At 63.7% G+C, this 15,065-nt stretch carries 12 protein-coding genes and 1 pseudogene; 8 read left to right on the top strand and 5 right to left on the bottom strand.

Features of this window, described 5'->3' with window-relative positions; all coding sequences use genetic code 11:
* Positions 1-9 precede the first annotated feature (9 nt).
* The 6 genes and pseudogenes from AC629_RS11630 to AC629_RS11605 all read left to right on the top strand — a co-directional run bounded on the left by AC629_RS11630 (position 10) and on the right by AC629_RS11605 (position 6,241).
* Positions 10-805, top strand: a pseudogene (locus AC629_RS11630) (enoyl-CoA hydratase/isomerase family protein).
* Positions 806-814: 9 nt separating this feature from the next.
* Positions 815-2,074: a CaiB/BaiF CoA transferase family protein gene (locus tag AC629_RS11625; RefSeq protein WP_084804906.1), complete on the top strand. Its 1,260-nt coding sequence runs from the start codon at positions 815-817 to the stop codon at positions 2,072-2,074.
* 52 nt (positions 2,075-2,126) lie between these two features.
* The gene (locus AC629_RS11620) at positions 2,127-3,119 is read left to right on the top strand and encodes a Bug family tripartite tricarboxylate transporter substrate binding protein (protein WP_084804905.1); all 993 of its coding nucleotides are present in this window, start codon (positions 2,127-2,129) and stop codon (positions 3,117-3,119) included.
* Between the two features lie 64 nt (positions 3,120-3,183).
* Positions 3,184-3,666, top strand: coding sequence for a tripartite tricarboxylate transporter TctB family protein (locus tag AC629_RS11615; RefSeq protein ID WP_084804904.1), 483 nt, complete (start codon positions 3,184-3,186; stop codon positions 3,664-3,666).
* 11 nt (positions 3,667-3,677) lie between these two features.
* Positions 3,678-5,228: a tripartite tricarboxylate transporter permease gene (locus tag AC629_RS11610; RefSeq protein ID WP_084804903.1), complete on the top strand. Its 1,551-nt coding sequence runs from the start codon at positions 3,678-3,680 to the stop codon at positions 5,226-5,228.
* Entirely contained in the window at positions 5,225-6,241 is a 1,017-nt protein-coding gene (locus tag AC629_RS11605) for a 4-hydroxythreonine-4-phosphate dehydrogenase PdxA (protein ID WP_084804902.1), read from the top strand. The genes AC629_RS11610 and AC629_RS11605 overlap by 4 nt, the downstream gene beginning before the upstream one ends.
* A 10-nt stretch (positions 6,242-6,251) precedes the next feature.
* On the opposite strand, the gene AC629_RS11600 is transcribed toward AC629_RS11605, so the two are convergent.
* From AC629_RS11600 to cax, 3 genes are all read right to left on the bottom strand, one after another.
* A complete protein-coding gene (locus AC629_RS11600) occupies positions 6,252-7,397 on the bottom strand; it encodes an HlyD family secretion protein (RefSeq protein ID WP_084804901.1) in 1,146 nt (381 codons plus the stop codon).
* 35 nt (positions 7,398-7,432) lie between these two features.
* Positions 7,433-7,906 (bottom strand): DUF3302 domain-containing protein, encoded by a 474-nt coding sequence (locus AC629_RS11595; protein WP_084804900.1) that lies wholly within the window; start codon positions 7,904-7,906, stop codon positions 7,433-7,435.
* A gap of 822 nt (positions 7,907-8,728) precedes the next feature.
* Positions 8,729-9,832 (bottom strand): calcium/proton exchanger, encoded by a 1,104-nt coding sequence (cax, locus tag AC629_RS11585; RefSeq protein WP_084804898.1) that lies wholly within the window; start codon positions 9,830-9,832, stop codon positions 8,729-8,731.
* Positions 9,833-10,288: 456 nt separating this feature from the next.
* On the opposite strand from cax, the gene AC629_RS11580 reads away from it, so the two are divergent.
* Positions 10,289-11,200, top strand: coding sequence for a L,D-transpeptidase family protein (locus AC629_RS11580; RefSeq protein ID WP_245331814.1), 912 nt, complete (start codon positions 10,289-10,291; stop codon positions 11,198-11,200).
* 42 nt (positions 11,201-11,242) lie between these two features.
* Here the strand turns inward: AC629_RS11580 and AC629_RS11575 are convergent, their stop codons facing one another.
* Together AC629_RS11575 and AC629_RS11570 are read right to left on the bottom strand one after the other, a co-directional pair.
* Positions 11,243-11,659 (bottom strand): cupin domain-containing protein, encoded by a 417-nt coding sequence (locus AC629_RS11575; protein WP_084804896.1) that lies wholly within the window; start codon positions 11,657-11,659, stop codon positions 11,243-11,245.
* 50 nt (positions 11,660-11,709) lie between these two features.
* Positions 11,710-12,453, bottom strand: a complete 744-nt coding sequence (locus tag AC629_RS11570; RefSeq protein WP_084804895.1) for an SDR family oxidoreductase — start codon at positions 12,451-12,453, stop codon at positions 11,710-11,712.
* 769 nt (positions 12,454-13,222) lie between these two features.
* Between AC629_RS11570 and recJ the strand changes: the two genes are divergently transcribed.
* Positions 13,223-15,064, top strand: coding sequence for a single-stranded-DNA-specific exonuclease RecJ (gene recJ / locus AC629_RS11565; RefSeq protein ID WP_084804894.1), 1,842 nt, complete (start codon positions 13,223-13,225; stop codon positions 15,062-15,064).
* The last annotated feature ends 1 nt before the right edge of the window (position 15,065 follow it).

The following is a 15,065-nucleotide window of genomic DNA, read 5'->3' as shown; positions in this document are numbered from 1 at the left end:
CTTGAGGAAATGGACCAGTCCGCGGAGGCGGAAGACCTCGTTTTCGAGCGCATGGACGGCATTGGGCGAATCACCTTCAACCGTCCGCAGGCGCGCAATGCCTTCACTTTCGCCATGTACGAGCGGCTCGCGGCGATCTGCGAAGAGGCCAACCGCGATCATTCGCTCAAGGTGCTGGTGCTGCGCGGTGCGGGCGACAAGGCCTTTGCCTCGGGCACGGACATCAACCAGTTCCGCGAATTCAAGACGCCGCAGGACGCCATCAACTACGAGAACCGCATCGACCGGGTGCTCACCACGCTCGAGCAGTGCCGGGTGCCGACCATCGCGGCGATCAACGGGTTCTGCACCGGAGGCGGAGCGGGGATTGCCGCGGCCTGCGACCTGCGCATCGGAACGCGAAGCGCAAAGATCGGATTCCCCATCGCCCGGACGCTCGGCAATTGCCTGTCGATGTCCAATGTCAGCCGTCTCACCGCGCTCATTGGCTCTGCACGCGTCAAGGATCTGATCTTCACCGCGCGTCTCGTCGACGCCGCGGAAGCCGCGAGCGTCGGCCTGCTCGGCGAGGTTGTCGAGGATCTCTCAGCGCTCGACAGGCGCGCCGATGAGGTCGCCCGGCTGCTGGCCAGTCACGCGCCGCTGACGCTGACCGCGACCAAGCAGGCGGTCGCCCGCCTGCAAAGGCAGCTCACGCGAGACGAGGGGGGAAGACCTCATTCTGATGTGCTACACGAGCCAGGATTTTCGCGAAGGGCTCGATGCTTTCCTCAACAAGCGCGCGCCGCAGTGGCGCGGTCAATAGGACAGGCCGATGCAAAGCGATCGATCGCAATCCACCTCCCGCCGTTCGGGCCCGCTTGCCGGCCTCAAGGTCATCGATCTCACCCACGTCATGGCCGGGCCGACCTGCACCTTGATGCTCGCCGATATGGGCGCCGACGTCATCAAGATCGAGAAATGGCCGAACGGTGATGACACCCGCCATTCGGTGCCGCCGAAGATCGGCGAGGAGGCGGCCTCGTTCCTGATGATGAACCGCAACAAGCGCGGCATCGTGCTGGATCTGAAGACCGACGGCGGCAAGGAGGTCTTGCGGCGGCTGATCGCGGACGCCGATGTGCTGGTCGAGAACTTTGCGCCGGGCGCCATGGAGCGCCTGGGCTTTGGCTACGAAGAACTCCACAAGCAGTTTCCGGCGCTGATCTACTGCTCGCTGTCGGGCTTTGGCCGCACCGGCCCCTACAAGCATCGCCGGGGTTTCGATCTGGTCGCGCAGGCCATGAGCGGAATCATGAGCTTCACCGGCGAGCGTGCTGACGGTCCGCCCGTGAAATGCGGTCCGCCGCTGTCCGACATCACCGCCGGCCTGCTCGCGAGCATGGGGATTCTCGCGGCTTATACCCACCGCCTCAAGACCGGCGAAGGGCAGTGGGTCGAGACCTCGCTGTATGAGGCGGCCCTGGTGCAGACCTATTGGCAGTCGACGATCGCGCTGGCCGCGGGCACCGCGCCGCGCGCGATGGGCTCGGCCCATCCGCTCAACGCGCCGTATCAGGCTTTCGAGGCCTCGGACGGCTGGCTCGTGGTCGGCGGTGCCAACAAGAAGCATTGGCTGTTGATGCTGGAAGCGCTCGGTGCGAGCGAGCTTGCCTCCGATCCGCGCTTCGTCACCGGCGCCGACCGGATGGCGAACCTGAAGGAACTCGAAGCCGTGCTGAGCGAGCGCTTCCGCACCCAGTCGCGTTCGCATTGGCTCGCAGAGCTGGACGAGAAGGGCGTGCCGTGCGGACCCGTGCACGACATGCTGGAGGCGCTGAGCGATCCGCAGACGCTGGCGCGCGAGATGGTCGTCGAGGTCGAGCACTCCACGCTCGGCCCCGTGAAGACGATCGGTCTTCCCGTGAAATTCTCGGAGACGCCCGGCAAGGTGCGCTCCGGCGCGCCGGTCTACGGGGAGCACACAAGCGAGGTGCTGGCCGAGCATGGATTCGACCAGAAGCAGATCGAAGCGCTCGAAAAAGAGGGCGCAATCGTTTTGGCCTCAGGAAGACGCGAGGAGCGCGTCGCCTGACCGGACGTCGATACGACAAATAAAACAACACACAAAAAGGTGGGAGGAAATCATGGGTCGCACGTCAACACTTCTGCTTTCCGCAGCCGCCGCTGTGCTCGCCGGCGCGATGCCGGCGGTTGCAGCCTGGCAACCGCAAAAGCCGATCGAGTTCGTGGCCACCGCCGGGCCGGGCGGCGGGACTGATAATCTCGCGCGGGCGGTGCAGAACATCGTCACCAAGTACAAGCTGACGGAGCAGCCGATCGTCGTCGTCAACAAGGGCGGCGGTAGCGGCGCGGAAGGCTATGTCTACGGCAAGGCGTCGGCGGGCGATCCCTACAAGGTGATTTTCGGGACGTCGAACGCCTGGCAGCAGCCGCTCGTCTCCAAGGTCGCCTTCAACTACACCGATCTCACTCCGATCGCGGCGATGGCGCAGGACGAGTTCCTGCTCTGGGTCAAGCAGGACGCGCCCTACAAGACGGCAGGCGACTATCTGAAGGCGGCCGCATCGGGTGAATTCAAGATGGGCGGCGCGCAATCAAAGGACACCGATGAGGTGCTCACCCGCATGATCGAGAAGGCTGGTCACGTCAAGCTGACCTACATCCCCTTCAAGAGCGGCGCGGAGACCGCCGTGCAGCTCGCCGGTGGACACCTCGACTCCCACGTCAACAATCCCAGCGAAAGCCTCGGGCAATGGCGCGGTGGAACGCAGCGCCCGCTTTGCGTCTTCAGCCCGAAGCGGCTGCCGCAGGGCGCCAAGATCACGGCGACCGAAGGCTGGGGCGACGTTCCGACCTGCGCCGAGCAGGGGCTCGACATCAAGCAATACGAGCAGCCGCGGACGGTGTGGCTGCCCGGCAAGGTTACGCCGGACCAGGCTGCATATTATGTCGACCTCATGAAGAAGGTGCAGGCGACGGCCGAATGGAAGGACTACATCGAGAAGACCTCCCAGGTCGACACGTTCCTGACCGGTGCCGAGTTCGACAAGTTCATCAAGGAGGACCTCGAGCACGTCAAGCAGGTCGCAGGCGAGCAGGGCTGGCTGGTCAAGTGAGGCGGGCAAGCCCTTAAAAAGTTGCGCGCCATGATGTCCCGTCGTCTCTCACCAGGAGCCCTTGATGATATCGCGCCGCGCTCTTGAACTTGCGACCGCTGTCCTCACCGGCAGCTTCGGTGTGGCAGTCGTCGTTTCCAGCCTCGACAACGGCATCGGCTGGTCGAGCGCGGGCGTCGACGCCGGCACGTTCCCGTTCCTGACCGGTGTAATCATTGTGGTCGGAAGCCTCTACAATCTAGTGCGGGGCGTGCTGCCCGTTGCAACACTCGCAAACGTTCCCATCGCGATCACGCCGACCGAGCTGCGCCGGCTTGCCGGCCTGTTCGTGCCGGCTGCGATCTTCATTGCCGCGATCCCGTTGGCCGGGATGTACCTCGCCTCGGCCCTGTATGTCTTCGCGGTGCTGGCGATCCCCAGACACCAATCGGTGCCACGTGCTCTAGCCTTCGCGGCAGCAACGGCGCTGGCGCTCTACGTCGTGTTCGAGCGCATGTTCCAGGTCAGCCTGCCGCACGGCGCGCTCGCCGCCGCGCTCGGCTTCTGACGGAGAGGCCGATGGACAATCTTGGGGAGCTTCTGCACGGCTTCACCATCGCGGTCACCATGCCGCATCTGCTCCTGATGGCGGTCGGCGTGCTGCTCGGCATTCTCGTCGGCGTGCTGCCGGGGCTTGGCGCACCGAACGGCGTGTCGCTCTTGCTGCCGCTGACCTTCGGCATGCAGCCGGTGTCGGCGATCATCCTGCTCTCCAGCATGTATTGGGGTGCGCTGTTCGGCGGCTCGGTCACCTCGATCCTGTTCAATATTCCGGGCGAGCCGTCCTCTGTCGCCACTACCTTCGACGGCTATCCGATGGCGCGCGATGGCCGGCCGACGACGGCGCTTGCCACTGCCTTCGGCTCGGCGGCATTCGGCGCGCTGATCGGCGTCATCCTGATCACCTTCCTCGCATCCTGGGTGGCGCAGGTCGCGCTGGCCTTCGGACCGCCGGAATATTTTGCCGTCTATTTCCTGGCCTTTGCCAGCTTCGTCGGCATGGGCGGTGCGGCGCCGATCAAGACGGTCGTGGCGCTGGCCATCGGGTTTGCGATCGCTGCGATCGGCATCGACACGGTGTCCGGCAGCGTCCGCCTCACCATGGGCATCGACGAGCTGGTCAAGGGCGTGAACTTCGTCGTCGCGGTGATGGGCCTGTTCGGCATCGGTGAGCTCCTGGTGGCCGTCGAAGAAGAGTTTCATGCCCGCGCAGTCTCATCGAGGATCGATTGGGGCGAGGTGTTTCGCGCCGTCGCTCGCCTGCCGCGGCATGGCGTTGCGCTGCTGCGCAGCGCCGCGATCGGGTGCTGGATGGGGATCACGCCCGGCGGCCCGACCGCGGCGTCCTTCATGAGCTACGGCATTGCCCGCCGCTTCTCGCGCCGGGGCCGGTATTTCGGCACGGGGGAGGTCGAAGGCATCATCTCGCCTGAGACGGCCGATCACGCCGCCGGCACCAGCGCCCTGCTGCCGATGCTCTCGCTCGGCATTCCCGGTTCGGCGACGGCGGCCGTCATGATGGGCGGGCTCATGATCTGGGGCCTCAATCCCGGGCCGATGCTGTTTGTTGACCAGAAGGACTTCGTCTGGGGCCTGATCGCCTCGATGTATGTCGGCAACATCGTCGCCGTTGCGCTGGTGCTGCTGACCGTCCCGGTCTTCGCCGCTTTAATGCGGATTCCATTCGTGATCATCGCGCCCCTGATCGTGATCATCTGCGTCGTCGGCGCCTACTCGGTGTCGAACTCCTATCTCGACGTGGTCATGATGCTCGGCTTCGGGATCGTCGGCTATCTCTTCAAGAAGCTGTTCTATCCGCTGGCGCCGCTCGTGCTCGCGATCGTCATCGGCGACAAGGCCGAGGATGCGTTCCGGCAGTCGATGCTGATGTCGAAGGGATCGCTCGGCATCTTCTTCGCGAACAAGCTGGTGACGTGCCTGATCGTGGCCGGCATCGCGCTGTTGCTGCTTCCGCTCGCGTTGCAGCTCGCGCGCCTGCGGCGCAAGCCGGAGCCGCCCAGCGGTGAGACGACAGCCCAAGAGAGAGCCCAGGAGAAGGTGATCATATGACCGCAAAGCCGCTGATTGCACTGGCAATGGGAGACCCCGCCGGCATCAGCCCGGAGCTGACCGCGAAACTCGTGGCGCAGGACGAGATCGGTGCCTGTAGCCGGCTCGTCGTGATCGGCGACCGCCGCATCTTCGACGAGGGCGCGCGTGTTGCGGGCCTCAAGCCGGAGCTGCGGACAGTGGAGCAGGGCGCTGACCTCCGGGCCGCGGATGGAGACGTGCTCTTTGTCGATCTCGGCCATCTCGATCCTGGCGGTGTCGAGCGAGGAACTGCGAGCCTCGCTGGCGGACGCTTTGCGCTGGCGAACTACCGGCACGCGCTCGAGCTCGGCCGCGATGGCCGTGTCGACGCCGTCTGTTTCACCCCCTTCAACAAGCAGGCGATGCGGCTCGCCCGCGCGGAGTATGACGACGAGATCGCGTTTTCGGCCGAGGTGGTTGGTCTCAAGACCGCGGCGAGCGAATTCAATGTGCTGGGTGAGCTCTGGAATGCGCGCGTTACCTCGCACATTCCGCTCAGGGATGTCGCTGCAAAGCTGTCCAGCGAACGCATCCACCGCGCGCTGAAGCTGACCGATGCCTGCATGCGCAACGCCGGCTTCGCCCGGCCGCGTATTGCGGTCGCGGGCCTCAACCCGCATGCCGGCGACGGCGGCAATTTCGGCCGCGAGGAGATCGACGTCATCGCGCCCGTAGTCACGGCCGGCCAGCGCGAGGGCATCGCCGCCGAGGGACCATTTCCCGCCGATACCGTGTTCCTGCGCGCCAAGAGTGGCGCCTTCGATGCGGTGCTGACGATGTATCACGACCAAGGCCAGATCGCGATGAAGCTGATGGGCTTCGACCGCGGCGTGACGTTGCTGGGCGGCTTTCCGTTTCCGATCTGCACCCCCGCGCACGGCACCGCTTACGACATCGCAGGGCAGGGTGTCGCATCGATCGGCGCGAGCCGCGCGGCGCTGCTGCTCGCGGCGGAGATGGCCGCGCGCCGCGTCGACAGGGGCGGCGCTTGAGCCGCCCTGCCTACAGCGACTCGAAGAATGCGTAGTTCTGCCAGCTTCGCATGCGCAGGAGGATTTTCCGAAGCAGCGAAAGTTCGTGAAAATGCTCGGTATAGATGGCGGCTTCGCCTGCCGAACCGAGCGGAAGCTCGTAGCTGGATATATCCTCCTGGAGGTCGAGAAGAGCAATGGCTCTTCCCCCGGGCAGTGGCCCACCGAGATCCTGCAAGGTTCCTGTCGGCAGCAGTTGGCCTGCGGCAATCGCATCGAGCAGGCTCCGAACCTTGATCTTGAAGACGCGACCCGGGAGACCTTTGAAGAGAACTTCCCCCTCGTCGCCGGGATGAACCCGCTGGAGCGCATTCTGCTGGAATGCGGCAACCAGAACACGATCTCCCGGCCCATCGTGGACAAATATCATCAGTGGGAGGGCGGCTGTCATACCGGCAAACATACCTGGCCGCAGAGCGACCTGCGTGACAAATCCTGAAGTAGGTGCACGCACGACCGTCTGCTCCAGATCGTATTCGGCATCGGCGAGTTCGTTACGGAGACGCACGACGGCCGTATGTTCGCCGTCGACGGTCGCGCCGTAGGCCTGCTTCGCGCGATCTTCTGCGGCTGTCGCTTCGGCAAGCGCCTGCTTGGATGCATCGAGGTTCCGCTGTGCGGTATCGAGCGTCGCCTGTGCGACGACGTTTTTCTGGAACAGCGTCAGCTGCCGATCGTAGTTTTCCTGCGCCAACTGCAATTCGGATTTGACTTTGCCGACGGTCGCTGACGCCTGATCGACGGAGGCCTTGAGCTGGGCCACGTTGGCCTCCGCTTCGGCCAGCCCGGCTCGCTTTTCGGCAACGGTGTACTCGTTGGGCTTGGGGTCGATCTTGAAGAGAACGTCGCCGGCTTCGAGACGTTGATTGGAACGACCTTCGACCGGCACTTCGATCACGCGCCCCCTGACGCCCGACAGCACCGGTGTGACCGTAAAGTAGATGCGCGCGTTGGTCGAGAATGGCTGGTTATAGGCCATGGTAATGAATAGCAGCGACAGCCCGAAGACGCCGCCAAGCGCTGCGGTTGCAAGTGTCCATTGATTGACCGGGATCCTGAACAGCTTGAACGCCCCGTAACAGAGGGCCACGTAAGTCAAAGTAATCAGAATTTCCATAAGCCGCCTCCCTCTGGGGTCCGCGAGTATGTCGTCTATCGCTGTGCAGTCCGGCCCTGCGCGGTTTGGGCCCCCGCCGCCCGTCCATCATCCTGCTCGGGGGCGGGCCCCGGCCGATCTGGCGCCGGCGGTCCGATTTCTCTTTCCGCGATTTGAGCCAATCGGGGCTCGTGTTCGAGCCTATTCTCCATCTGTGTCACGCGACGCTTCAACTCTTCCAGTTCTGCGATCGCTTGAGCGGGTGATGACGGCTCGCCCGGCTTTTGACCGAATCCCCAGCCACGGTCCGGCCGATACATCATCGCCCAAATCCAGAGAAACGGCCAAAGGACGTGCAACATGGCCAAGCTGATCCAGCCTGCCGCATGGATGGCATCCTCGTGCGGATGATGGCGCCTCTTGGCGATCTGCGCCGGAATGTCGTGGATCGCGATGATGCCGTAGACGAGTATGATCACCACGGACAACAGGATGCCAAGCGCCAGATAGTTCAGGAAGGGATCTTCCATGTGCCGCTCGCAAACAGTTGGCTAAACGCGACTGACCGGCAGTCTGCGAAACAATGTCGCGGGGGACCCAAGCCCTCGATTGACATGGATCAACACAGCATCAGGTCAAAGTCCCGGACCGTTGATCCAAATCAACGCCGGGAGGTTGTCATCCGCGCCCAGTTGGGCCGGGCGAGGCATGCGTCACTCAAGCCGCGCTGCAGCAGGAGGCCTCGGTGCTTTTCGAACCTCACAACGAGCCACGCAGCTCGACGCACTCCAGGGCATTCGAGCGGTGGACGGGGCTCGCATTCATTCTTGGAATTATCGCGTTCGTCCTGGCCTTGGTATATGTGATTGATCTCTAGGGATCGATTGCTGGCCGTTCACCCTCGCGGCGGTTACGTGCGCTCGATTGCTTCGTCAGCTTTGCGACTGCCAAGGTGACGCGACGACGCGTGCTGTTGCGTCTCATTCATCGCATTTCGCGACGATCTTGAGGCCCTCGGCCTCGAGCGCCCGAAGGATCACCGCGGTGAGATGCAAGCATTCGTCGGGTTTGATCCAGCTGGGGCTTCTCCAATCGGGATCGTCCTCCCGTGGGTAGTTGACAAAAGCTGAGCGAATAGCGGCGCTGATGATCTCTGTAGGGTCTGGCATAGGAGTTACCGCCACCGTTCTCGGGCGCACCTGGTTCGTGCATCAGACAACCATCAGCGCGGCCATTGCGCTAGATCAAGATTCGCTGGAGTGTTTCCGGACAACGCCAACAATGCTGACGTATTGCGTTGGACACCCATTCTCACGGTGCGTCGTCAGCTTTCGCCATCGAAGTGGCGCGATCTAGACCGGACCATGTGAGCCCGGCGGGATCATGTAGAGGGTCATTGCGAAGATCGCATAGATGAAAAGGAGGAGAGCGCCGATAAACCAGGCCGATCGTCCGCTATTTGTGACGAAGCTTGTCACCACGGTCGCAATCATCACCATGGTCACCGCTCCGGGCCAGAACCGAAGATCCATGGGGTGCGGTCCGACGAAATAACTCAGCAGCACGAGGACCGGTGCAACGAACAGGGCGATCTGGGACGCGCTACCGAGCGCGATACTCACGCTCAGGTCAAGCCGGTTGCGACGTGCGGCGGAGAATGCCACCGTCATTTCGGCCGCTGCGCCAACCAGCGCCACGACGATGAAGCCGACGAAGGCGGGGCTCATGCCGAGCGTTTCGGCGGCCTTCTGCACCGATTCCACGAAAATCTCGCTCACGATCGCAACGAGCACGGTCACGAGCAGCAGGGTCGGAATGGCTATCCCGATCGGCAGTACCGGCCCGGACGTTTCGCCATGATCGGCGCTGGCGAACAACTCCTTGTGCGTCTTCAGCGAGAACAGCAGGCCGAGACCGTAGGCCGCAATCAACAGGATCGCCAGGGCCGCGCTCAATCGGTGCACCGCGGTCTCCTCTCCGGGGAAGTCGAGGTCGGCAATGGCGGAGGGCGAGAGCAGGGCGATCGTCGCCATCAGCAGCAAGGCGGAATAGAGCCTGCCGCCGGCACGGTTGTACTCCTGTGTGGAAAATCTCAACCCACCCAGGAGCAAGGATGCGCCCAGCATGAACAGCGAGTTGGTCACGATGGCGCCCGCAATGGAGGCCTTCACCAGCATATATTCACCGGCCTGCAGGGCGGCGATCGCGATGATGAGCTCGGTCAAGTTGCCGAGCGTGGCATTCAACAGCCCGCCGATCGCATCCCCCGTCTTCTCGGCGATGGCCTCCGTCGCATGGCTGAGCAGGCTTGCCAGCGGAATGATGGCAATCACGGCCAGCACGAACAGCAGCGTGTGGGCCTCCGGCATGATCCGCGCGAGAGCTATCACCACAGGCACGAACACCAGGAGCCAGAGCAACGGGGTGTGCCGGATTTCCTTGAGCAGCAGATTCATGCGCCGTCCTCTGCGGGAATGCGTCGAGGCTGCCGTGAGGGCAGGGAGCGAAGGTTGATCTAGCTCAACGGTTGCTTCCGGCAGGAGAGGAACACCCCGGCTTTGCCACGTCCGGCGGATAGGGTGCCCGATAGGCCCGGCGCATGCGTAGCCGTGATCTGATTTGGCCGCTATCACGTCATCTGCACCCGCTATCCCTCACACGTTTGAAGCCCTGGCCGCTGAAGCCTTGGCCGTTCCGGGAAAAACTAGAAACTTCCGCCGTCGAGCCGAGTTGCCATCTCGATGAATGTGTCTCCACGTCGGAGCCGGAATATGGTCGACGAGGATTCGCTGCGAGCGGCGGTGAAGACCGCCGGGTCCGTTGCTCGTGCCCGGCAGTTCACCAGCATTTGCCTGGTCCTGACGTTGGCCTTGGCCTTCGCCCTGGCGGCCGTGCCGGCGTTCGCAGCCGGGATGGAGGCGGCCGCGGTCGGTTCCGCCCAGCCATCGAAGAAGACCCTCTCGAACGAGAAGCCGACCCCGGCTGGGGTGCGCCTGCAAGTTCTGCTGGACAGAGCGCACTTCTCGCCGGGCGAGATCGACGGCAAGTTCGGAGAGAACGCCAGGAAGGCGCTTCGCGCTTATGCGGAAGCGCGGCAGTTGCCGAGCTCGGATGAATTGACGGAGGACGTCTGGAAGGCGCTGCAGGCGGACGACAGGCCGCTGACGGCGACCTACACCATCACCGACAAGGACGTCGCAGGCCCGTTCCTGCACAAGCTTCCGTCGAAGATGGAGGACATGAAGAACATCCCGAAGCTTGGCTACACCAGCCCGCGCGAAGCGTTAGCCGAGAAGTTTCACATGAGCGAGCAACTGCTGGCGGCGCTCAACCCGGGCCGTCATTTCGATCGCGCTGGCGACACCATCGTCGTGGTCGATGCCGCCGGCGGTGCGCCCGGAAAGGCCGCCAGGGTCGAGATCGACAAGAACAGGCAGACCGTGAAGCTGTTCGACAAATCAAATTCACTGATCGGATTCTATCCGGCGACCGTGGGAAGCGAAGAGAAGCCGTCACCCTCGGGCACGCTGAAGGTCACGGAGATCAGCCGGAATCCGACCTACCGCTACAATCCCGCTTATCATTTCAAGGGCGTCCATACGCGCAAGCCCTTCACGATCAAGCCCGGTCCCAACAATCCGGTTGGCGTCGTTTGGATCAACCTGTCCGCCGAAGGCTACGGCATTCACGGCACGCCTTCGCCGGACAAGATCTCAAAGGCGCAATCACACGGCTGCGTGCGTCTCACCAATTGGGATGCGGAGCGTGTAGCTAGCAGCGTCTCGAAAGGTACGCCGGTCGCGTTCGTGGAGGGCTCTGGTTGATGCGAGCGTCTCGATCCTGCAACGCGGGCTGTTGATCCGGGGCTACTTCACGATAGGCGTCGTCAGCTCCTTGTCGGCTGTATCCACGACGAAGACGGCAAGCAGCTTCGCGGACTCGGTATCGCTGGCATTGGCGCTGACAGCATGGCGGTCGCCGGGCTTTTCAAAGAAGTTCTCTCCCTTGTGAAAGACCTTGGCAGGACCGTCATTGACCTGACTGCGGATCGCTCCTTCCAGGACCGTGGCGTATATGAAGGCGGAGGGCGCGTGGATGTGGGCCGGTGAGGAGCCTCCGGGACCATACTCGACCAGCACGCCCTTCATGCTTTTGCCCGGGACGTTCGGCAGCGCCTGGTCGAACACGACCGTCACCTTGGCCAATGGTGCTGCCGTCTCAGCTGCGTGGGCCGTCAGGAAAGATGCGGCATAAACCGCCGTTGCGATCAGCAATCTGCGCATGTGGTTTCCTTCATCGCCGTGGTTGTCGTGATTGCGGGACTGACGGGTCCTCAGAGACTCGCGAGCCATGCTGCGAGCGACGTCTTCCCGAGCCGCGCCTCGCCGAGCGGGTTCAGCGATTTGTCGTCGATGGGGCCGCCGTAATACGGCGCGGTTGGATCTCCCACCACCGTACGCGTGTCGCCGGACGCCTTCAGGCGGCGTGCGATGAACTCATTGAACGGAGCCTTCTCAGGCCCCGCGATATCGATCGTGCCGTTGAGCGGCTGGCCCGTTGCGACCTCAGCCAGGCGATCAACCACGTCGTCGGCTGCGATCGGCTGAAACAGCGCCGACGGAACAACAATCTTTCCGCCGATCGCACCCGTTTCAGCAATGGCACCAAGGAATTCGAAGAACTGGGTGGCGCGCACGATCGAATAGGGGACCGAAGAGGATTTGATGATGGTCTCCTGAGCGAGCTTGGCACGAAAATAGGCGTTGTCGGGCGACCGTTCGGTCCCCACGATCGACAGTGCCACATGATGCTTCACGCCCGCTGCGCCCTCCGTCGCGACGAGATTTGTGCTCGAACGTTGGAAGAAGTCGAGCACTGCGGCTGGCTCCCAGGACGGCGCGTTGGCAACGTCGACGACAACATCCGCACCCGCCAGCGCAGCAGCGAGGCCCTCCCCGGTCACGGCGTTCACGCCTGATTTCGGCGAAGCTGCCACGGCCTCGTGGCCGGATTGCATGAGCTTCGCCACGAGCTTGGATCCAATCAATCCGGTCCCACCGATCACGACAATCTTCATGGCATGTGCCCTCGGCATTTTGCGAGCGTCAGATGACCAAGGCCAGATGGTGCCCGCGCTCTCCTGATGTCAGCCGCGTTTTACAGGAGCAATGCGGCAAGCTCTTGCCTGAAACCGGCTTGCGTTGCCGGAACCTGCTCAAGACATTTCGTCGCAATGCGACAACAAACGGTCAGGGATCGATCCCCTGTGTCCGTGACGCTCGCCTGTTTGCCACAGATCGTTCTTTGTCAATTTGCACAGGGAGGGTAGCAATAGGCTGGGTCTTGCCCGACGGAGGTGCTCTTCAAAATACGCCCGCCACCACGCGACCGCCAACGGTCAGGTGGGCCGACCACGCAACCATCGCAGGTTGCCGGTGTTTTGCCCGACGTGTCAAACGCTTTAGCGGGAGCGCAACCTACCATGCCGGCGCCTCCGGTTACTTTGCATGGGGTTGTTTTTCAGATTTTTGTTTTACAGCCTGACGCCCCGCAGACGAGCACCTCGCACCAGCCCAGACCACCGAATGGTCTCGTGGCCCGGGGGCGTATGGAAGGCGATGAACGGCGCGCGTCTGGTCGTGAAGGTTCCGCCCAACGCCCGTTTGATTCGCTGCTTTGCGGAATGCCTAAATGGTAGCCAGTTAGTGCAGTGGAGCAGCCATCCACTGCTTTGTGCAGCGCGGACGTTGCAAAGTCCGGGGGATTCCGGGTCAATCGTCATTGCCATGCCGATCGCCGCTACGCGCTGTGTCGGGCCTCCGGGTTCCTCAAACCAGTCTCGCCTCATGACGCCGCCCGCCACCGCCTTGCCCGTCGAAATGCCCCAGGCGTTCCTGGGCGTGGCGCGCTCGCTCACCGACAAGCTCTGGCGCGACCGGCTGGATGCGCGCGGGGCGGCCAAGGCGCTTGCCATCGTGCAGCAGCACCAATCGCCGGAGCTGCTGGCGCGGGTGCTGGCTGGCCGTGGCGTCGACATCGACGCGGTCGCCGACTTCCTCGATCCGACCATCCGAAAACTCCTGCCGGATCCTTTCACGGTGACGGAGATGGAAGCGGCCGCCAAGCGGATCGCGGACGCCGCGGAGAAGGGCGAGAAGGTCGCGATTTTCGGTGACTATGATGTCGACGGCGCGACTTCCGCGGCGCTGCTCGCCTGGCACCTGCGCCATTGCGGGCTCGATCCGTTGATCCACATTCCCGACCGGATTTTTGAGGGCTACGGCCCCAACGTCGAAGCGGTTCGTGGGCTGGCGGCAAAGGGCGCCACGCTGCTGGTCACTGTCGATTGCGGCACCACCAGCATCGAGCCGCTCGCCGAGGCGAAACGGCTTGGCATGTCCGTCGTCGTGATCGACCATCATCAGGCCGGCACAGAGCTGCCTGAGGTCGACGCACTAGTAAATCCGAACCGGCTCGACGATCTTTCCGGCCTCGGCCATCTCGCCGCTGTCGGTCTCGTGCTGGTCACGCTGGTCGCCGTGAATCGCGAGCTGCGCCAGCGCGGCTTCTGGAGCAGCGAGATGCCCGAGCCCGATCTGCTCGGCATGTTGCATCACGTCGCGCTAGGCACGGTTGCGGATGTCGCGCCGCTGATCGGTCTAAACCGCGCTTTCGTCGCCAAGGGCCTGATTGCGATGCGGCGGCGCGACCATGTCGGCCACACCGCGCTGATGGATGTGGCCCGGCTCAACGGTCCGCCGGAGGCTTGGCATCTCGGCTTCATGCTCGGGCCACGCGTCAATGCTGGCGGCCGCATCGGCCGCGCTGATCTCGGCGTGCGGCTGCTGCTCGAAGGCGACAGCGTCGAGGCCGCGCGGATCGCCGCGGAGCTCGACCGGCTCAACAGCGAGCGCCGCGTCATCGAGCAGGCGGCGGAAGCCCAGGCCGAGGCCGAGGCGCTGGCCTCGATCGGGCTCGAGGACAAGCTCGGCGTGATCGTCACGGCCTCCGAAGGATGGCATCCCGGTGTGGTCGGCCTCGTCGCGTCCCGCCTGAAGGAGAAATTTTCGCGCCCCGCCTTCGCCATCGCGCTCGAGCCTGGCGGCATAGGCACCGGCTCGGGCCGTTCGATCGCCGGCGTCGATCTCGGCAGGGCGGTGCGGCAGGCGGTCGCCGACGGCATTTTGCTGAAGGGCGGTGGCCACGCGATGGCCGCGGGCGTGACGCTGAGAAAAGAGAAGCTCGCCGAATTTCGCGCCTATCTCGAAAATGCGCTGGCGCGCGATGTCGCCGAGGCGCGCCACGTCAACGAGCTCTCTATCGACGGGGCGATCTCCGCGCGCGCAGTGACGACGGAGCTTGCAAATACGCTCAACCGCGCCGGTCCCTTCGGCAGCGGCAATCCGGAGCCGGTGCTGGCGCTGCCGGCACACCAGCTCGTCTATGCCGACGAGGTCGGTCAGGCGCATCTGCGGCTACGGTTCAAGTCCGGCGACGGCGCGATCGTCAACGGCATCGCGTTCCGATCGGTCGGCCAGAAGCTCGGCAATGCGCTCCTCGCCAATCGTGGCCAGCAACTGCATGTCGCGGGATCATTGTCGGTCGATCGCTACCAGGGCGCCGAACGCGTGCAATTCCGCGTCATCGATGTCGCGCTACCGGACCAGGGGCCATCCGTGATTAGATAGC

Origin of the sequence: Bradyrhizobium sp. NAS80.1, assembly GCF_001908205.1 — a bacterium.
Classification (GTDB): domain Bacteria; phylum Pseudomonadota; class Alphaproteobacteria; order Rhizobiales; family Xanthobacteraceae; genus Bradyrhizobium.
Note: the sequence above shows the minus strand (reverse complement) of the source record. Positions and strands in the feature narration are given on the sequence as shown.

Bases quoted from the DNA above. Each gene is read 5' to 3' on its own strand.
- AC629_RS11625 (WP_084804906.1), top strand. From the start codon at position 815: ATGCAAAGCGATCGATCGCAATCCACCTCCCGCCGTTCGGGCCCGCTT.
- AC629_RS11620 (WP_084804905.1), top strand. From the start codon at position 2,127: ATGGGTCGCACGTCAACACTTCTGCTTTCCGCAGCCGCCGCTGTGCTC.
- AC629_RS11615 (WP_084804904.1), top strand. From the start codon at position 3,184: ATGATATCGCGCCGCGCTCTTGAACTTGCGACCGCTGTCCTCACCGGC.
- AC629_RS11610 (WP_084804903.1), top strand. From the start codon at position 3,678: ATGGACAATCTTGGGGAGCTTCTGCACGGCTTCACCATCGCGGTCACC.
- AC629_RS11605 (WP_084804902.1), top strand. From the start codon at position 5,225: ATGACCGCAAAGCCGCTGATTGCACTGGCAATGGGAGACCCCGCCGGC.
- AC629_RS11600 (WP_084804901.1), bottom strand. From the start codon at position 7,397: ATGGAAATTCTGATTACTTTGACTTACGTGGCCCTCTGTTACGGGGCG.
- AC629_RS11595 (WP_084804900.1), bottom strand. From the start codon at position 7,906: ATGGAAGATCCCTTCCTGAACTATCTGGCGCTTGGCATCCTGTTGTCC.
- cax (WP_084804898.1), bottom strand. From the start codon at position 9,832: ATGAATCTGCTGCTCAAGGAAATCCGGCACACCCCGTTGCTCTGGCTC.
- AC629_RS11580 (WP_245331814.1), top strand. From the start codon at position 10,289: ATGGAGGCGGCCGCGGTCGGTTCCGCCCAGCCATCGAAGAAGACCCTC.
- AC629_RS11575 (WP_084804896.1), bottom strand. From the start codon at position 11,659: ATGCGCAGATTGCTGATCGCAACGGCGGTTTATGCCGCATCTTTCCTG.
- AC629_RS11570 (WP_084804895.1), bottom strand. From the start codon at position 12,453: ATGAAGATTGTCGTGATCGGTGGGACCGGATTGATTGGATCCAAGCTC.
- recJ (WP_084804894.1), top strand. From the start codon at position 13,223: ATGACGCCGCCCGCCACCGCCTTGCCCGTCGAAATGCCCCAGGCGTTC.